Source organism: Ruminococcus sp., assembly GCF_019423705.1.
Classification (GTDB): Bacteria; Bacillota; Clostridia; order Oscillospirales; family Ruminococcaceae; genus Hominimerdicola.
The window spans coordinates 1-18499 of sequence record NZ_JAHZAX010000019.1 but is presented as its reverse complement, the minus strand read 5'-3'; the positions used below and the strand labels follow the sequence as shown (position 1 = coordinate 18499).

The 18499-nt window shown below is 42.2% G+C and carries 16 protein-coding genes and 1 pseudogene; 12 read left to right on the top strand and 5 right to left on the bottom strand.

The genetic code is table 11. The annotated features are described in order from the left end of the window. Window positions 1–281: 281 nt before the first annotated feature. A pseudogene (locus QZ371_RS11490) lies at window positions 282–545 on the top strand (DUF4279 domain-containing protein); the annotation flags it as partial. A 141-nt stretch (window positions 546–686) separates the two neighbouring features. On the opposite strand, the gene QZ371_RS11485 reads toward QZ371_RS11490, so the two are convergent. Continuing rightward, on the bottom strand, window positions 687–1319 hold the full coding sequence (locus QZ371_RS11485) for an alpha/beta hydrolase-fold protein (protein ID WP_295213370.1): 633 nt from the start codon (window positions 1317–1319) through the stop codon (window positions 687–689). Window positions 1320–1481: 162 nt separating this feature from the next. After that, complete coding sequence (locus tag QZ371_RS11480) at window positions 1482–2075, bottom strand: DUF3267 domain-containing protein (RefSeq protein ID WP_295213368.1); 594 nt, start codon at window positions 2073–2075, stop codon at window positions 1482–1484. A 190-nt stretch (window positions 2076–2265) separates the two neighbouring features. Between QZ371_RS11480 and QZ371_RS11475 the strand changes: the two genes are divergently transcribed. The 3 genes from QZ371_RS11475 to QZ371_RS11465 all read left to right on the top strand — a co-directional run bounded on the left by QZ371_RS11475 (window position 2266) and on the right by QZ371_RS11465 (window position 7136). Continuing rightward, on the top strand, window positions 2266–3057 hold the full coding sequence (locus QZ371_RS11475; protein WP_295213365.1) for a class I SAM-dependent methyltransferase: 792 nt from the start codon (window positions 2266–2268) through the stop codon (window positions 3055–3057). Between the two features lie 328 nt (window positions 3058–3385). Continuing rightward, window positions 3386–4183 (top strand): hypothetical protein, encoded by a 798-nt coding sequence (locus QZ371_RS11470; protein WP_295213363.1) that lies wholly within the window; start codon window positions 3386–3388, stop codon window positions 4181–4183. Window positions 4184–4508: 325 nt separating this feature from the next. Next, window positions 4509–7136 (top strand): valine--tRNA ligase, encoded by a 2628-nt coding sequence (locus QZ371_RS11465; RefSeq protein ID WP_295213360.1) that lies wholly within the window; start codon window positions 4509–4511, stop codon window positions 7134–7136. Window positions 7137–7202: 66 nt separating this feature from the next. On the opposite strand, the gene QZ371_RS11460 is transcribed toward QZ371_RS11465, so the two are convergent. After that, on the bottom strand, window positions 7203–7880 hold the full coding sequence (locus QZ371_RS11460; protein ID WP_295213348.1) for a hemolysin III family protein: 678 nt from the start codon (window positions 7878–7880) through the stop codon (window positions 7203–7205). A 236-nt stretch (window positions 7881–8116) separates the two neighbouring features. Further along, on the bottom strand, window positions 8117–9427 hold the full coding sequence (locus tag QZ371_RS11455; protein WP_295213345.1) for an alpha-amylase family glycosyl hydrolase: 1311 nt from the start codon (window positions 9425–9427) through the stop codon (window positions 8117–8119). A 312-nt stretch (window positions 9428–9739) separates the two neighbouring features. Here QZ371_RS11455 and QZ371_RS11450 point away from each other — a divergent pair, with 312 nt between their 5' ends. Continuing rightward, entirely contained in the window at window positions 9740–10765 is a 1026-nt protein-coding gene (locus QZ371_RS11450) for an asparaginase (protein WP_295213343.1), read from the top strand. Window positions 10766–10880: 115 nt separating this feature from the next. Here the strand turns inward: QZ371_RS11450 and QZ371_RS11445 are convergent, their stop codons facing one another. Then, the gene (locus QZ371_RS11445; RefSeq protein ID WP_295213341.1) at window positions 10881–11606 is read right to left on the bottom strand and encodes a 4Fe-4S binding protein; all 726 of its coding nucleotides are present in this window, start codon (window positions 11604–11606) and stop codon (window positions 10881–10883) included. Between the two features lie 158 nt (window positions 11607–11764). Between QZ371_RS11445 and QZ371_RS11440 the strand changes: the two genes are divergently transcribed. From QZ371_RS11440 to QZ371_RS11410, 7 genes are all read left to right on the top strand, one after another. Further along, window positions 11765–12406, top strand: coding sequence for a Crp/Fnr family transcriptional regulator (locus QZ371_RS11440; protein ID WP_295213339.1), 642 nt, complete (start codon window positions 11765–11767; stop codon window positions 12404–12406). Between the two features lie 238 nt (window positions 12407–12644). Further along, window positions 12645–13439, top strand: coding sequence for a hypothetical protein (locus QZ371_RS11435; protein WP_295213336.1), 795 nt, complete (start codon window positions 12645–12647; stop codon window positions 13437–13439). Window positions 13440–13575: 136 nt separating this feature from the next. Continuing rightward, complete coding sequence (locus QZ371_RS11430) at window positions 13576–15570, top strand: hypothetical protein (RefSeq protein ID WP_295213333.1); 1995 nt, start codon at window positions 13576–13578, stop codon at window positions 15568–15570. A 10-nt stretch (window positions 15571–15580) separates the two neighbouring features. Next, window positions 15581–17098: a toll/interleukin-1 receptor domain-containing protein gene (locus QZ371_RS11425; RefSeq protein WP_295213331.1), complete on the top strand. Its 1518-nt coding sequence runs from the start codon at window positions 15581–15583 to the stop codon at window positions 17096–17098. A gap of 81 nt (window positions 17099–17179) precedes the next feature. After that, the gene (locus QZ371_RS11420) at window positions 17180–17527 is read left to right on the top strand and encodes a hypothetical protein (protein ID WP_295213328.1); all 348 of its coding nucleotides are present in this window, start codon (window positions 17180–17182) and stop codon (window positions 17525–17527) included. Further along, window positions 17524–17889, top strand: a complete 366-nt coding sequence (locus QZ371_RS11415; protein ID WP_295213325.1) for a RyR domain-containing protein — start codon at window positions 17524–17526, stop codon at window positions 17887–17889. The genes QZ371_RS11420 and QZ371_RS11415 overlap by 4 nt, the downstream gene beginning before the upstream one ends. Before the next feature lie 264 nt (window positions 17890–18153). Next, window positions 18154–18499: hypothetical protein (locus QZ371_RS11410; protein WP_295213322.1), on the top strand; the 346-nt coding region annotated here is incomplete at its 3' end.

The following is an 18499-nucleotide window of genomic DNA, read 5'->3' as shown; positions in this document are numbered from 1 at the left end:
TCCCTACGATGAAGACGTTGGAGTAAATATATTAATTGGTTGAAGTAATGGGCAATTCCGAATGGGGTTGTCCATTTTCTAAAATGAATGGAAATACAAATCGGAATTTGTGGAGGTAAAACGAAACTATGAAAAGAACAAAATGTTACACCTATTTTCGTATTGTAGGAAATTTTGATCCTGAAGTAATTACAACCTTGCTGTGCCTTAATCCATATAATTCTTGGAAAATTGGAGATAGAAGGAATAATTGAACAAAATACGATTTTGCTAATTGGGATTTTGGATATTGTGATAAATATGATATAGATGTTGATAATCAAATGAGAACAACAATAAATCCTCTTTTGGCTAAAGTTGACATACTAAACGAAATAAAAAGAAAATATGATGTTGATTTCTATTTAGAAATAGTTCCAACAATTTTTCCTGATGATATACTACCTTGTTTATCTCCATCGTTAGATGTGATGAAATTTTGTTGTGATACTCAAACCAAAATTGATATTGATTTATATTTGGAAGAAGAAAATTCCAATTTATAGAGCTACAATAATATTATCAAAATAAACGCCACACCCTATGCCGATTCGACAGCACGGGGGTGTGGCTCTTTTTGTCAAGTCTGATATCAATTATCTGTGGCTTGTGCCTTAGTATAAGGCTTATAAAAATGCTTGCTTATTTTATCCATTATCTTTGCTCATCACCCAAGCAAACGCCTTGGCCGTTCGCAAAGCAGGTTCTTTAAAATGCCCGCCCTTGTTCCATTCTAGCACACAGTCGGTACCTTTACCTGCCAGTTGGGAATGAATCTCACGGATACAGTCGCCGACCTTTGACATAACTGTATTTTTCGTCCTTTCTTCCTTGTCACCAAGACTGAGATAAACAGTGTCACATTTTATCCATTTCTCTTTTATGTATCCCACAAAGTCGGGAAACCACACTGACGGTGAAGCCGCCGCAACTCCCGAAAAAACGTCCGTATGAAACGCCGCCCACAATGCAAAAAGCCCTGCCAAAGAATATCCGCCTATGTAATAAGTCTTGCTCTTATCCGTGCAAAGTTTTAAGATCTCCGCCAGCGTATCAGCCGCTCCACTGCCGAAACCCTCATTGCCAAATACCGCAGGGGCGTCCCAAGGCGAAAGCTCACTGTTCCAATCGTCAACTTTCACGGCGATAAGGTGAAAATCTGCACTGGTAAGCTTTTTTATCTCTGCAACCTCATTTTCTATCTCGGGCATATCGTGATCGCCCACAGGCTGGATAAGCACGATGTCGGCGGTGGGGTCGGAATATTGATGTAGGGTCATTTTTTTACTCCTTATAAATCTTAAATCTTTTTTCCATTATACCACACCATAAACCGCAAAGTCAATAAAGTTGGGGTGGTAAAGGGCGTTTTGAGCAGAAAAAATACCGATACAGAGGGGACTGTATCGGTGGAATATATGGGTAAAGCATAGTCTGGAAATTCAAGAGATCTTGTACATATCGTTTTGGTAGAACATTATTGAATCGTTTTTTTCAGAGCGCCTTAGAACGGTAAGAACATTATAAACATCTGGAAATGGCGAAACCATACCCATACACGCCATACCAAAATTCAATCCATTAAATACTCTAAATTCGGCAGGACTAATTAAAAATAATATAAAAGGAACCACCCCAAGAACAAAAGGCAGCAGACACATCAATATAAACCTATCTCGTTTTAATGGATATGATGCTAATGCCACAAATGTCGTCTTTCCTTTAATTCTTCCTATTGTTACATCTGCGTCCTTAGGATAAACGATTCCGTGTAACCACTCGTGAATTATCAACAATAAAAAGCCTAAAGCAAATCCCACCAGAATAAATATTGGAGAGATCACGACCACCTTGCACACAATGGTTTTACCAAGCATAGCAGCAAAAAGTAAAACACATAGAATTGCGGCGATCGACGACGCTTTTTTCATCAGTTCATCAACGCTCTTAGGCGTTTCTATCTTTGTTGCATTATCAGGTAAGTTTCCTTTTTGATATTTATTTATATCTTTTATTGACCACACAATTTTTATCATATTACATACCTTTGTTTATCTAATCTTAATTTATCATTTAACCATATCGTACTATTCATTATACCACACCACGCAGAGCAAAGTCAACCGCCCCCTCCTCTTGACATTCCCCCCTAATTGTGCTATCATAAAACAATGACGGTTAGTTGCAACTAGCTTTATAGAAGAATAGATTATGGGAGGAAATATTATGAGCACGAATGAAAAGCCAAAGCTTTCGGGCGTGCCTGAAACTATGCTTCAGACCGTTTATGCCCGTGCAAAGGAAACAAAAAATAGAGGTGCGATAAAGGACGCAAAAGCCGTCGAGCTGGTCGATAAGATCGACTACGATTTTTCCCTTGCCGATAAGGACTCTGCAATGCACAGCGGCGTTGTGGCAAGAACGATAGTCTTGGATGAGCTTGCAAAAAAGTACCTTGCGAAAAATAGGGGCGCAGTCGTTGTGAATATCGCCTGCGGACTTGATACACGCTGTTATAGAATGAGCGGCTATGAGCATTGGTATAACCTCGATCTGCCCGAAACTATCGAGGTGCGCAAAAAGCTTTTGCCCGAGGAGGGCAAGATATCACAGATCGCAATGTCCGCAATGGACGATTGGGGCGGAGAGATCACCGAGCAGGACAAGCCCGTCATCGTCATCATCGAGGGTCTGACAATGTACCTTTCCGAAAAGGACGTCAAGGAAATTTTCGACGTGATAAGCAAGCGCTTTGAGCACGTCACAGTCTTAGTCGAGACGATGAATCCAACAATGGTAAAGCGAATGAAAGAGAAGTCCATCGAGGGCAGCAATGCGAAATTCACTTGGGGCGTGAAGAACGGCACAGAGCTTGCAAAGCTTCTCCCAAATTTCCGCCTTATTGAAGAGCACAGCTTAGCCGAGGGTATGGCAGAGTTCATCGCAATATTCAAACTGCTGGCAAAGATCAAGCCTGTAAGCAATATCTCCAATAGGATAGTTGTTTTGGAGAAGTAAGGTTGAATTTGAATGTCAAGAAAAAGTGAATTGCCCCTTGACTTTTTTAGGTATATGTGATATAATCTTAACAGCGTAATTAATAAATTATTCAGAAAAATGTTTCTATGTAGGGGTTGACATATCTATGAAGTGCTTGTATAATTAGACAGACAGACAGACAGACAGACAGACAGACAGACAGACAGACAGACAGACAGAATAACTATGCTTCTTTAACAACTGTTAAATATTGTATATTAAAGGCGCGGTATGCCCGATAAATTCGGGTGTGCTGTGCCTTTTTTGTGCTCTTTTGAGCAATATATGAAAAATGGAGGAAAATCATATGAAAAAAATCAAATCAATCCTTGCGTTTGTACTCTCGCTGAGTATATGCGTGTCAATGGCAGCCTGCGGAAGTTCCGACGACAGCAGTGCTGAAAGCAAGGCAGACAAGGCAGTCACCACAACCACATCGGCAAATACTGACGACAGCAGCAAATCGGAGGACGAGCCGACGGCGGACGATTCATCAGCCGTTGAAGAAACAGACGAATCAAGTACAGCCGCAGATGATACGGACACAGCTCCAACAATGGCATTTGAGGACGTCAAGGCTATCGCAGAGGAGATTATCGCACAGCCGACCCTTGATGACTGTGAAAAAATAATGCAGGAAAAATTCGATGTTGATGTTTCATCAAGAGATGTAGTAGAGTTTGATATATCAGCCGATGAGCATTGTACTGTTATCATTTATGGTCTTAAAACTCCGATAGATGTATTCGGTAAGGACTCCGGCGATAATCCGCTGCCGACCGTGGATAGCATATCTGTTACTTCTTATACAACAGATCTTGTTCCGGTTGCTTTTGATATTGAAATGACTGAAGATAAAGAAACTAATGATTATTATTCAAAGGAAGTATATTCAGGTTTTAGAAGATCAGATATCGTACGTGGTACTGTCGAGGACGTTATAAACAGCAGCTATGAGGCATATCAGGTTTACGATGAATATGGTTATCGTTGGAAACTTCCGGAAGAAAACCTTGGTATTTTTTTCACCAGTCAAACGCTTACAGGAGCCGATAAAGAGGGAGATATCCAATATAGCGTAGATTTCAGAAACTTGGAAGAGTAACTTTGAGCATATCGAGCGTTGAATGATACTTTTGATAAACAGACGGAGACTGTTAAGCAGTTTTCGTCTGTTTTTTTGTGCCCACGAAGTCGAATACGTCCAACTATCCCCAATTATCACTTGACAAACGTGCCGAAACGTGCGATAATATTATAATAGGTGTAATAATGCCATATTGTGCGGAAAGGAACGTTTCGATGATAGATTTGAAATTTAGTTTTCAGATGAAATTGTCAATACCATTTCGCAGACAGCCGAAAACACGAGTCTGATACGGCCGTGTCAAATGCTGTTAAAATAATATTGCGAAAGGAATTGTATAGTTATGAAAAAAGAGCTTTCAAAGCTTTATGAACCTAATCAGGTCGAAGACAAGATCTATAAATATTGGCTGGACGGCGGATTTTTCCACGCCGAGCCGGATTCAAAGAAAGAACCTTATTGTATAGTTATCCCACCGCCGAATATCACAGGCCAGCTCCATATGGGTCACGCATTGGATCAGACTTTGCAGGATATCCTTATCCGCTGGAAGAGAATGAGCGGTTATGCCGCTGAGTGGATACCGGGTACAGACCACGCTTCTATCGCAACAGAGGCTAAGATCGTTGAAGCAATGCGCAAGGAAGGCCTTACTAAGGACGACCTTGGCAGAGACGGCTTCCTTAAGAGAGCTTGGGAATGGAAAGAAAAGTACGGCGGAAGGATAGTTGAACAGCTCAAAAAGCTTGGCTCTTCCTGCGACTGGGAAAGAGAACGCTTCACAATGGACGAGGGCTGCTCAAAGGCTGTCAAGGAAGTTTTCATCAATTACTATAATAAAGGCCTTATTTACAGGGGCGAAAGAATAATCAACTGGTGCCCTCATTGCCGTACATCTATCTCCAATGCCGAGGTAGAATATGAGGATCAGGCAGGCCACTTCTGGCATTTGAAGTATCCTCTCACAGACGGCAGCGGCTTTGTTGAGCTTGCTACAACACGTCCAGAAACTCTCCTTGGCGATACCGCCGTTGCAGTAAATCCAAAGGACGAAAGATATAAGGATATCGTTGGCAAGACACTTACTCTGCCGCTGGTGGGAAGAGAGATACCTGTTGTTGCCGACAGCTATGTTGATATGGAGTTCGGTACAGGCGTCGTAAAGATCACCCCTGCTCACGACCCTAACGACTTTGAGGTGGGCAAGAGACACGATCTGCCTGTTATCAACGTTCTTACAGAGGACGCAAAGATCGTTGACGACTATCCTGAGTATGCCGGTATGGACAGATATGAGGCAAGAAAGAAGATCGTTGAAGATCTCGAAAAGGGCGGTTTCCTTGCATATGTTGAGGATCACGAACACAACGTCGGCACTTGCTACCGCTGCGGAACAACAGTTGAGCCAAGAGTATCACTCCAATGGTTCGTTAAAATGGACGAGCTTGCAAAGCCTGCAATAAAGGCTGTCGAGGACGGCTCTATCAAGTTCGTTCCCGAAAGATTTGAAAAGAATTACCTAAACTGGATGAACGATATCAGAGACTGGTGTATCTCCCGTCAGCTTTGGTGGGGTCATCAGATACCAGCTTTCTATTGCGATGACTGCGGCGAAACAGTCGTAACAAAGGAAGACCACGCTTGCTGCCCTAAGTGCGGCAAGGAAATGAGACAGGATCCCGATACGCTGGATACTTGGTTCTCATCAGCTCTTTGGCCGTTCTCAACTCTCGGCTGGCCTGATAAGACGGAAGAGCTTGAGTATTTCTATCCGACAAATACACTTGTAACAGGTTATGATATCATTCCTTTCTGGGTATCGAGAATGATCGTTGCAGGTATGGAAAATATGAAGGAAAAGCCGTTCGATACAGTCCTTATCCACGGACTTGTAAGAGATGCACAGGGCAGAAAGATGTCCAAGTCTCTCGGCAATGGTATCGATCCGCTGCTCATTATCGACCAGTACGGCGCAGACGCTCTGAGATTTATGCTTGCAACAGGCAACGCACCTGGAAACGATATGAGATTTATCGAGGAAAAGGTAAAGTCCTCAAGAAACTTTGCAAACAAGATCTGGAACGCAGCAAGATTCATTATGATGAACCTGCCAGACGATTTCAAGGCAGACAAACTTCCTGAGAATCTCAATGTTGAGGACAAGTGGATAATCTCAAAGTTCAACGACCTTGCAAAGGAAGTCAACGAGAACCTCGATAAGTTCGAGCTTGGCGTTGCAGTTGCAAAGCTTTATGACTTTATTTGGGATGTCTACTGCGACTGGTATATCGAGCTGACAAAGCCAAGAATCGCCGCAGGCGGAGAGACCGAAGCCACAGCACAGGCCGTTCTCGTTTGGGTAATGAAGGGTATGCTCAAGCTGCTCCACCCATTTATGCCTTATATCACAGAGGAGATCTGGCAGGCTCTCGTAAACGACGGCACAGCTATTATGGTACAGGATTATCCTGTATATGACGAAGCGCTTGAATATGCCGAGGAAGAGGCAATGTTCGAGAAGATAATCGCAGGTATCAAGGGCATAAGAAACTGCCGTGGCGAGATGAACGTTCCGCCGTCTGTAAAGGCAAAGCTCTTTATCGAGACCGCACAGGCTGACGTTTTCGCACAGGGCGAAATGTTCTTTGAAAGACTTGCGTCCGCTTCAGAAGTCATCATCACAGACAAGTGCGAGGAAAAGGACTGCGTAACAGTCGTAACAGACAGCGCAAGATTCTTCATTCCGCTTTCCGATATCATCGACGTTGACAAGGAACTTGCACGTCTTGAAAAGGACAGAAAGAACGCACAGAAGGATATAGACTTCCTTAGCAAGAAGCTCAACAATCAGGGCTTCCTCGCAAAAGCCCCTGCACAGCTTATCGAAGCCGAAAAGGCAAAGCTTGCAAAGGCAGAAGAGAAAATGGCGAAGATCAATGAATCTATCGCTTCTCTCGAGGCAAGAAAGTAATAGAATAAAGATATAACGCAAAACGGACGACCGCAAGGCCGCCCGTTTTTTTGCAACATATTTGTTTTAATCGTGTATCATCATCATAAGCACCGCAAAGTAATGGAAAACGCTGCCTGCCACGGTGAATAAATGCCATATGGAGTGGAAGTATTTTTTGCTCTTCTTGACGTAGAAGATCACGCCGACGGTGTAGAAAAGTCCGCCGATGAGGATAAACCACAATGCCAGCGGATAGACCTTTTCGATCATCGGCTTGACTGCGATTACGACAACCCAGCCCATTGCGATGTAGCACACCACAGAGGGCTTGCGGAATTTTTCAAGGTCGATGGAGTTTAGCACGATACCGAGCACCGCCGCACCCCATACTATTCCGAAAAGCACCCAGCCAAGTGCGCCCCTCAGCGGCACAAGAGTTATCGGCGTGTAAGTTCCTGCGATAAGAAAGAATATGGTGTTGTGATCCATTATTCTGAAAAACTTCTTTGCCTTTGGATTTGTTATTGCGTGATAGAGTGTGGACATTGTGTAAAGTATTATCAGCGAAGCGCCGAATATCGCCGAGCTGACAACGCCCCAAGCGTTTGAATATATCGCCGCAAAGACGATGAGCACCGCCGTTCCTGCGATAGAAAGCAGTCCGCCTGCGCCGTGGGAAACCGAATTGAATATCTCCTCGCCAAGGGTATATCTTTTGGTTATGTCCGTTTCATCTGTCATAACAGTTTTATTTTCGCTCATTTTACCATTTCCTTTCATCGCCTGCAAGTTAAAACCTTTTCTGTTATGTCAAAGAGCAGAGGCTGCGCCGAAATATCACAGCAGTTTTCTGCCTTAATAATATTATCACTTTTTTATACACTTGTCAAGATTTTTCACACTTGTCGGCAGAATTGTCACAAATGGCGCAAAAAAACGGACGAAGAATATTCGCCCGTTTTAGACATCAAATGCAATGTTGTGTTAAGCTTTATTGCTTATCTCTCCATTTTCCAAAATTCAACAGAGTAAGGTTTCAGCTCGCTTCCGCCGCCGAAATCGTGAGTAGTGCCTGTAAGAAGCTCCAGCGCCTGTCCGCAGCCTGCGTCGAAGTGCGCCGTATACGGCTGATTGTCCGCATTTATGGCAACGAGCACACGCTCGCCCTCAAATTCACGCTCGATGATACATTGCCTGTTTGTGAGCACAGGTATCTTGATAGAGCCATAGCAAAGCGCCTTGCTGTTTTTGTGTATCTCCGCCATTTTCGAGATAAGCTCCGTGAGGTCGTTCCATTCCGGATTGTCAAAGCTTACTCTAAGCGCAGGGTCGCCCTCGCTCTTGTTTGCCTTTGTGCCCCACTCAGAGCCGTAATAAACGCACGGCATACCCGGCATACCAAAGAGCATACCGTAGATAAGCGGCAGGTGGCGCTCATTGGTGAGCTGGCTGGCAATTCTCGAAACATCGTGGTTGTCAACGAAGCAGAGTAAGTGCATACCTCTGTATCTGCACCAGTTCTCAGGGCCAAACTGATTTTTCAGCGAATGGCATATCTCGAACATATTCATACAGTTGAAGCTTGAATAAAGTCCCTTGTAGCATTCGTAATTTGTGCAGGAGTGGAGCATTTCTGGGTTGACCCATTGTGAATAATCGCCATGGAGAAGTTCGCCGATAAGGACGAAATCCTGCTTGAGCCAGTCGCAATGCTGCCTAAGTCTCTTGAGGAAATTCTTGTCAAGGCAGTAAGCAACGTCAAGTCTCAGACCGTCAATGTCAAATTCCTTCACCCAGTTTGTGATACATTCAAGAATGTGGTCGACCACCTGAGGATTGTTGAGGTTGAGCTTAACAAGGTCGAAATGGCCCTCCCAGCCCTCGTACCAAAGACCATCGTTATAGTTGCTGTTGCCGCCGAAATTGATGTGGAACCAGTCCTTATAAGGTGAGTTCTCACGATTTTTCAGCACGTCCTGAAATGCCCAAAAGCCTCTGCCAACGTGATTGAATACGCCGTCTAAAACAACCTTAATGCCGTTTTCGTGAAGCTCTTTGCAGACCTTTGCAAAGTCCTCATTGGTGCCAAGACGGCAGTCGATCTTTCTGTAATCTCTCGTGTTGTAGCCGTGTGTGTCGGAATCGAACACAGGTGAGAAATATATGGCATTTGCGCCAAGTTTTTTGATGTGAGGTATCCAGTCTATGACTTTCAGTATCCTGCTTTCTTCCTTGCCGTCATTTTCAAATGGCGCACCGCAGAAACCGAGAGGATAGATCTGATAAAAAACGCTTTCGTAAGCCCACATAAAATAAAACTTCCTTTCCAAACTAAATACTAAATGTACAGTATTTATGCAAAATTGTTTACTGATCTGATAAAATGCTCATATAAGCACCCTGCCATAGCGAGTTGATTGTTTAAACTGTACAAAATATAAAATACAGCAATATTATTATACCAAATCTGAAAGGATTTCTCAATGCTCATTTTTCATTAATATAACTCAAACTTTTGTGCATTATGCACAACTATTGACAAATCAGCTCATTGATGATATTATATTTATAACAAATGTCAAGGATTGATTTTTGTAATGTGAATTTGAAAGGGAAATAGAATGAATACAAATAGTAACAATAACAAAAAAATCCTCGTGCTGTTTACAGGTGGAACTATCGGCAGCAAAACAAACGGCGGCGTTATCGACGTTGAGGCTGCGGAGAAATACGCCCTTATCGACGCCTATCAAAATGCTTACGGCAGCGAGGACGACACAGAGTTTGAATGTAAGCAGGTGCTCAATATCCTCAGCGAAAATATGGGCTTCCACGGCTGGGAGAGAATTATTTCCGCCCTCAATTCTGTCGATACCGCCGAATATTCGGGAGTGATAATAACCCACGGCAGCGATACCTTGGCGTATACCTCTGCGCTCATCGGAATGTATTTCCGCCATTTCGATATCCCTATATTTATCATCGCAAGCAACAAGCCTATCGGCGAAAAAGGCTCCAACGGACTTTTCAATTTTGCAAGCGCAGTCAAGCTTATCAAAGGCGCAAATAGCGGCAAAAAGGGCGTTTTTACGCTGTATGAGCGTGTTATGCTCTCCACCCGTGTTATCCCAGCGGACACATGCCGTGACAGATTTACAGTCTATGGCGAGGACGGCGTAAACGATTTTTCAGCATTCAGCGGCATAAGCGAAAGGCGGCTCAACGCTCTAAGAGAGCGCATTTTCCACGATGATCTCAAGTTCAAAAAGCGTGTGCTTTTCATCGAGGGCTGTCCCGCAATGGATTTCAGCTGCTTTGTGCCCAACGACGACACAGCGGCGGTGCTTTACGCCCCATATCACAGCGCAACAGCCTGTACAGACACCTCAGAGGGCGAAAATTACGCCCTGACAGAGTTTATAAAGCGTTGTATAACAAGGAATATAATGGTGTATATCTGCGGCGTTAAACACAGCGAGACGGTGTATTTCACGGTGAAAGAAATAATCTCCGCCGGAAGCATACCGCTTTATGGCATAAGCGCTCCTGCGGCGTACATGAAGCTTCTCATAGCCTATAATCAGACCGAAATGCCCGCCAAGGAAGTTATGGGGACTGATCTGTACTTTGAAGAAGTGAAAATTTAGGCAAAAAAACAGCAGAGGGCGGTTGCTCATCTGCTGTAAAATGCTGAAATAATGTTGTATAAAAAGCTATAAATTGGTAAACAGTTTCGCATATACCTTATTATATATAGGCCTATCAGAAACCGAAAGGCTTTGCAACTATCCTGCCGTCGGTGGAGATTATTTTCACGTCAAGCGAAATAGCCCTGCCGCTTTTAGCGATAGCCGTTCTGACTGCGTTTTCAATGCCGCCACAGCAAGGAACTTCCATTCGCACGACTGTCACCGATTTGATATCGTTTGCGGCGATAATTTCGCCCAGTTTAATGGAATAATCTGTATCGTCAAGCTTCGGGCAGCCGATAAGGGTGATCTTGCCTGCGATAAAATCGTTGTGGAAATTGCCGTAAGCATAGGCCGTGCAGTCTGCGGCGATGAGCAGATCAGCGCCGTCAAAATATGGTGCATTGATATTAGCGAGCTTGATCTGAACAGGCCATTGTCTCAATTGTGAAACTGAATGTGAAACTTCGTCTGAAACCAAGTGTGAAAACTGTGAAACAGACTGTCTGTTCAGCGTTTTCATCTGCGAACCGGGACATCCACAGGGCAGTGGAGCTTTAAGGCGCTTTTTGTTTGCCTCGACGGCCTTTTCGTCATAAGCCGCAGCTTCACGCTCAACGAAAGTGATCGCACCTGTTGGACAGGCCGGCAGGCAGTCGCCGAGACCGTCGCAATAATCGTCACGGAGCAGTTTCGCCTTGCCGTTCACCATTTCGATAGCGCTTTCGTGACAAGCCTTTGCGCAAAGTCCGCAGCCGTTGCATTTGTTTTCATCAATATGGATAATTTTTCTTATCATAATTTGACCTCCGAAAATTTTAAGATTTTGGTTTATATAAATTGATTTTTTCTCTTGAGATGATACTATTATAATGCAGTCGGGCGAAAAAGTCGGTTGTATTTACAACATTTTTGATGATATGGGCAAGAAAAATTTACAGAAAAGTGTGGATAAAAATGGACAATACAAATATTATTGAGATACTTAAAAGCACGCCCCTTTTCGGCGGAATGGACGAGGGGGAAATAAAGTCGGTGATCGATGGGGCAGGTGCGGTGAAGCGCAGTTTCCGCAAGGGCAGTTTCATTTTGCACAGCGGCGACAAGCCCCAAAGCTTCGGGATACTTCTCAGCGGTTCGGCGATGATAGAGCGTGACGAGGTCTGGGGGGACAGGAGCATAATCTCGGGGATAGAGGTCGGACAGCTTTTTGCGGAGGTCTACGCCTGCACGGGGGAGCCAATGACGGTGAGCGTATGCGCAAAGACCGACTGCGAGGTGATGTTCCTGCGCCCAGATATGATAATAAAGGAAAGCGGCCTGCTCACCCAGCGGCTTCTGCGGATAACGGCGAGGAAAAATCTCAAACTAAACGAAAAGATAAGTGTCATAACTCCTAGGACCATAAGGGGGCGTGTAATGGCGTATCTGTCGCTTATGTCGGCAAAAAGCGGCTCAAAGCGCATCACGAGCGATTTCAGCCGCCAACAGCTTGCGGACTATCTCTGCGTCGACCGCAGCGCACTTTCGGCAGAGCTTGGCAAAATGAAGCGTGACGGGGTGATAGATTATCATTTGAATGTGTTCGAGCTGAAATGATAAAAATATTTTGCAAAAATGTGAATAGCTGTTGTGAAAAAGACCGCAACAGCTATTTTTTTACGTCAGAATTTATAATATTAAGACATTTTTCTGCAACTATTGACACGAACTTCAAAATAAGTTATAATAATATTGACTGATTGTTTACAAATGTATAAACGTTTAATTTGGACGTTTGTATTGGTCAAAAAATAAAAATGAAGAAGATCATAGTTTATGGAAGTAAAATTGAATAGTGGAGTACAGTAACTTGTTAAGTGAGAGTGAGGCTGGCACTTTTTATGACCTTATGAGAAACAAAAAGAAGGTAGCAGAGGCTATCTACTATTATATGGTCAAAGGTGAAGGTACTACTGAAGATGTGTGTTATAGAGTATATGGAGATTATGGCTTTAACTATGTGTCTATAATGCAGCGTGGGTTTAACTTTAGAGGGCAGAACAGAGGCTCTTTGTCCGTTAAAAGACTTGGTGGAGAGGCCACACTTAATGACGTCCTTGATTTTGTGAAGCAGAATTCAAGGGGAATACAGCAAACAACAAAATTAGGAAGTGGTGTTGAGTTAAAGCAATTTTTGAAAGATAGGATCGCTTCACGCCAAAATAAACAAGGTTTTAGCAATACAAATATTGCAAATCAGCGGGCGTATAATAACAATTTTCAAAATAATAATTATAATTTTACCTATGACAAGCAAAGTAATGCCAATACGAGCAATGAGTCGCCGACCCCTAGTGATACAGAGACGACTATTGTTACTATCGTTAGTGTTATTATCTTGCTTTTAGTATTAGCGATCATATTTAACTGGTTTGGCGTTCGTACGGTTCTAATAAAATTTTTAGTAGGAGCGATCGACATTTGTTGGTTGGTAGCGATTGTTATTTTTGCAGGAGCATTGCTGTTTAATAAGATCAATGCTTTGGCAGGCAAAAGCGGATTGACTAAGATAATTGTTTGGGGAGTAACAGCAATAGGTTCATATTTCTTGATCGGTGTAATAGGCGGCCTTTTGTCTAAATTAATGTAGAAGCTCTGATTGGCTCTGTTTAAATTAAGTCGACAGGGATCGACCTTCACCTGCATAATCCTGCCTATTATCATAGCGGTGATATGCGCAACTAGGTAGTAATTATATTCTCAAAAAATAATATGGAGGAACTGATATGAGCTATACTATGTTGAGAAATCCCGTAAAAAAGATCAGCTTGGAGGCAAACAGCTTTGAAAAAGCTGCTCTTGAATTTATCAGAGATAATTGCCAAGGACTGAGGTTCGATATGTCCAAGGCGTTCAATATCGACTCGGACAAGCTTGATTTTGAAGGAAAGAGCCTTAAATATGGTCAGATACCATATAATATGGAGAAAGATATCGACAGACTGTGTCTTGAAAATGCAGTAGCACAGTTTTTGAAAACAGGTAAAAGAGATGATGCTTTTAATGTATATTTCTGTCATCTTGATATGTTTATCGGCGATTATGAGAAAACCAGAAGAATGATAGAACTGCTTTCAGAATTTGAGGCCAATGGAAGCAGCCTTCTTATGAGACACAGAGACCATTACTCTCATTCTGTATATGTATTCTGTCTTGGTCTGGCTATATATCAGACAAATAAGATATATAGAGATACTTATAACAAGTATTATGATCTGAAAGATGAACACGCTGCGGCTTGTCATTACTTGCAGTATTGGGGTTCGACGTCTCTGTTCCACGATATCGGATATCCGTTTGAGCTGCCGTTTGAGCAGTCTGCTTCTTATTTTGAAGTTCACGGTAAGAAGCGCTCAGAAGGACCATTTATGGCATACCAAGCTATAGGCACTTTCACAAAGCTGAGCGACAAGGCGACAAAAGCAATAAAGGCTATGTTTGGCACAGATGATATCACATCAACTGATGAATTGTTTGCGAAGGTTTTGGCTGACAAGATCGGTGATGTATATGGCTTCACAGAGCAGGAAATGCTTGAGTGCCTTCAGCAAAAAGCCGGTCACCCAGATAACTTCAATTATTTTATGGACCACGCTTATTTCAGTTCAACTGTGCTTTTCAAAAAGCTGTTTGAAGAACTGGACGTGGCAATAAATGGTGAATATCTTGACGCTTTGACAGCGATACTTATGCATAACAGCCTATATAAATTCAGTATTGCGCATTATAAGAGCGAAGGCAATAAGCCTTTTAAGGCTGAGTTGCACCCGCTTGCATATATGCTTATGCTTTGTGATGAACTGCAATGCTGGGACAGAACTGCTTATGGCAGAAACTCTAAAAGAGAACTTCACCCGATGGGCTGCAGCTTTGATCTTTCTGATAACAATGTCAAGGTAACATATCTTTATGATGAAAAGGAAATACCAAAGATAAATGCTTTTAAAGATTCATACATTGAATGGCTCCAAGACCCGAATGGCAGGGAAGAGCCTAAAATGAAAGCATATTCGGGTATGTTTATAAAGCATAATGGCATATCTTCATTCCAAGCAGATATAGAGAGGATAGTCGATCTTACAGAAATACATCTTGCTGTTGATATAGGTCTGTCTCAGAATATACATCAGGGCAATTCAAGCTATTTGTCTGAAAGCAGATTTATAAATCTTTATAATTTTGCTATGATCTTGAATGGCCGTTGGAACAATGCGGCTTGGAAAGCTGCAAAGGCAGCAGGACAGGAAGAAAAATTCTTGTCGGACGAGAACATTATCAAAGAATTTTCAGAATCATTCAAGTCGCTTTCACTCGAATACAAGCTTGCAAACATTAACCAGGCAAAGGCTTTTGCAAAATATATGAATGCAATAGGCTGTTTCTATACTGACAAGCCTGTTGATTTTGAGCTTGTTGAAAGCTTTACAGCAGATGAAATGGTGACCATAGGCGTGCTTGAGCATCAAAGATGGCTCCAGGAGCATTACGATATGGGCTGGGTATACGGAACGCCGGAAAAGAAAGATCGTGATCTTCTTAGACAGCATATGGATATGATACCAGATCATAATGAAAACGAATATACGATATCGCTGCAAGAGGCTAAAAACAATTACAAGAGACTTGATAAAGAGGAGCAGGATAAGGATACCGACCCAATGGAGTGTATGCTTGCAATGCTCAAAATGTTTGACGGGCTTAGAATTTATAGATTGAAGTAGGAGGATAATTATGGCACAGGAATTAGATGTACTTGGGCTCAGAAAGAAAATTGAGACAATGAAGTGTGATCCGTATGAACCATATGCTTTTATCAGCTATTCTCACGATAATCACGATGCTTCGATAGTTTATCGTATATTTAAAAGGCTTTATGAAATGGGTTATAATCTTTGGATAGATACAGCTAATTTGCCTTATAATGCAGAAAATTGGACAAAGGCGGCAATTGGTGCTTTACGGAAGAAAGAGTGCAAGCTTGCTTTGTTTTTTAGAAGCGAGAGTTCTATGCTAAAAGATACTATCGGACGTGAATTAGAGACAATAGATCTTATTGACCATATAGATTCGACTATTGTTATAGATATTTGGGAAGATGAGAATAATAGCGCAGCAGCTTATCGAAAAAAGATTGCAAACGGCGAAGATGATGTTCAATACGAAACATTTATGAAAATATGTGACGTAGTCAAACCGGATTGTAACGCTTTTAGATTTGCTGCTGACTATCATAATGATATAGACAACATTGCGAAGGCTTTGGCAATATCACTTGATCGGGGTGGCATATATTGTGACAAATCAAGATCAAATCCTGTAAACAATGTAGAAAAAGTTGTAGTCGAAAAGCCGCAGATAGAAAAGCCGGTAACAACTGAAGTAAAACAGGTGTTTTCAGCGCCCGTCAACAAGCCGACCAAGGCAAAGAGTCCTTCTGAGTACAGATATACTATTTTTGGTAAGGAATGTTACGCTGGTTCTGGCGGGCAGGGTCAGTTGATGTTTGACGCTTTTGAAGCGCTGACAGAAAGATATCCTCAGAAAGTAGAAGCGTTGACTGAACTTAGTTCTGTTATACAGGCTGAAAAGGTCGATGGCAATGATAATCCGCCTGTATATTTTAGAACAAAGAAGAGATTTACTGTTGCTGGAAAGGATTATTATGTAGGAACGAGCTTTAGTTTGGGTGATAAATTGACCCAGATAAAGAAAATGTTCCAAAAATGCGGTGAGTCTCCCGACGAATTTGTTTTGTTAAAGGAAGGCGAGACTGCTCCTAAGCCTTCGAATAATATCAGTTCTGAAGAGCCTAAGCCAGCGGTGAATACTGAGCCTGTCCATACGACGGCAGCGAACACTTCGACAACTGCTGTTATAGATGAATATGTATATACAATATTCGGTGAAGAGTATCGTGCAGGCTCTAAGGAGCAGGGCAAGCTTATGTATGACGTCTTTGAAGCGCTTACAAAGAGATTCCCTCAAAAAGCTGATGCAATGACTGCTGCGACCTCAGTTGCTTTAGCCGATACAGTAGAGTATGCAAATGACACCAAGCGGGCATATCCTACATACTTCAGAGCGTGCAAAAAATTTGAAGTTGCCGGCAAGGAGTATTATGTAGGAACGAGCTATGGATTTAAAGCTAAGCTGGATCAGATCAACAAAATGCTCAATATTTGTGGAGTACCGCAGAGCGCTTTTGTTTTGGTAAGTTACCCTGAATTAGCTAAACGTCCTCGTTTGTAATTAAATGTAGAGTGATCTTATGACGTTATCGGTATTGATATTGGTACTGGTAACGTCATTGATCAATTATAGGAAGATTTTATGAAAAAAGTAATAAAAAAGATATTGCCGATAATATGTTTGCTGCCATTGGTCATAGGTTTTATTGGCTATATTGCTGCCGGGGAAAATGTATCAGATTCCCTTTATGGCAGCATAACATTATATAGTATGAGTATGACTTTTGACAGCCATAACGGCTATATAGAACTTGCCAGGTGGACAGCGCCACTCGTATCTGCAACATTGATATTATCTATAATCAGCAAGTTATGGAACTCGCTTGTGTGGAAAATAAAGTGCTTTTCAAAGGATAGCGTGGCAGTTTATTCAGATATGGATATCGACATTTCGTTTGAAAAAGGTACAATATCCGCAAACAGAAATTGATAGAGACAGCGAAGAAGTTAAATGAAGAGTATGCCGCTAATTATGGCGGTAAGGGGACTTGGGAAGAACTTTCGGGCTTTTTGAAGAACTCCAACATATCGTCTGCAGACTTTAATGAGGTCATCGCAGAACTTTCAGATAGGTCAGAGACAGAAAATCTTGCAGAGCTTGAACACATACGTTGGTGCCGTTTTCATTATCTGAATTATTGGAAACAAGGTGTTCCAGATAACGGAAAGGTTAAAGATATCAAGAATAGGATACACAAAAACTTGATACCATATGCTGAATTAAGTGAAGATGACAAAAATAAATGCCGAGATGTTGTTTCTATGGCAGTTAAGAGAAAGAATAGATCATAGTCGTAGCTTTTTGAAGCGATCGATTATTATTTGAATGTGTTTGAGCTGAAAGGGTGAAATATTCGGCGATATGCACAAATAGCTATGCGTGATATGTTTTTTTACTTGACAAGCCTCTCTTTGTTATGTTATAATAAATTGATTTAAAAGATCAAATCAAATATCAGAAAATGTGGTAAATATTCAATGATTTTTCATATTTTCAAAAATCGTGAAATTTGTGAGTGATAATTTGGGGAAATTATTAGCTTAGGAGGAAATTCTATGAGGAGAAGGTTTAAGAAAGCTCTGTCGCTGCTATCAGCTGCGGCGATGTGTTTCAGTATGGCCCTGAGCCTGCCTGAAGGGACGATCGGCTGGGGCATTTTGGCGAACGCTGAGGGCGGTTTTGACGCAAACGGCTTTGGTTCTGACGGAACTTATGAGCCTGCGGTCGAGACGACGGGTAAATACGATGTTGACGGCGACGGAACGAAAGACAACGCATATGAAATATCAAATGCAGGTCAGCTTTATTGGTTTGCAGGACTTGTAAACGGCACTCTTGATGGAGTTAAACAAAACACATTAGCCAATGCAGTTCTGACAGCCAACATCACAGTAAATGAAA

What these genes read in the sequence shown, in the direction of transcription:
- QZ371_RS11465 (WP_295213360.1), top strand. Translation starts at nt 4,509, where the DNA reads ATGAAAAAAGAGCTTTCAAAGCTTTATGAACCTAATCAGGTCGAAGAC.
- QZ371_RS11480 (WP_295213368.1), bottom strand. Translation starts at nt 2,075, where the DNA reads ATGATAAAAATTGTGTGGTCAATAAAAGATATAAATAAATATCAAAAA.
- QZ371_RS11475 (WP_295213365.1), top strand. Translation starts at nt 2,266, where the DNA reads ATGAGCACGAATGAAAAGCCAAAGCTTTCGGGCGTGCCTGAAACTATG.
- QZ371_RS11460 (WP_295213348.1), bottom strand. Translation starts at nt 7,880, where the DNA reads ATGAGCGAAAATAAAACTGTTATGACAGATGAAACGGACATAACCAAA.
- QZ371_RS11445 (WP_295213341.1), bottom strand. Translation starts at nt 11,606, where the DNA reads ATGATAAGAAAAATTATCCATATTGATGAAAACAAATGCAACGGCTGC.
- QZ371_RS11485 (WP_295213370.1), bottom strand. Translation starts at nt 1,319, where the DNA reads ATGACCCTACATCAATATTCCGACCCCACCGCCGACATCGTGCTTATC.
- QZ371_RS11425 (WP_295213331.1), top strand. Translation starts at nt 15,581, where the DNA reads ATGGCACAGGAATTAGATGTACTTGGGCTCAGAAAGAAAATTGAGACA.
- QZ371_RS11430 (WP_295213333.1), top strand. Translation starts at nt 13,576, where the DNA reads ATGAGCTATACTATGTTGAGAAATCCCGTAAAAAAGATCAGCTTGGAG.
- QZ371_RS11440 (WP_295213339.1), top strand. Translation starts at nt 11,765, where the DNA reads ATGGACAATACAAATATTATTGAGATACTTAAAAGCACGCCCCTTTTC.
- QZ371_RS11450 (WP_295213343.1), top strand. Translation starts at nt 9,740, where the DNA reads ATGAATACAAATAGTAACAATAACAAAAAAATCCTCGTGCTGTTTACA.
- QZ371_RS11420 (WP_295213328.1), top strand. Translation starts at nt 17,180, where the DNA reads ATGAAAAAAGTAATAAAAAAGATATTGCCGATAATATGTTTGCTGCCA.
- QZ371_RS11470 (WP_295213363.1), top strand. Translation starts at nt 3,386, where the DNA reads ATGAAAAAAATCAAATCAATCCTTGCGTTTGTACTCTCGCTGAGTATA.
- QZ371_RS11455 (WP_295213345.1), bottom strand. Translation starts at nt 9,427, where the DNA reads ATGTGGGCTTACGAAAGCGTTTTTTATCAGATCTATCCTCTCGGTTTC.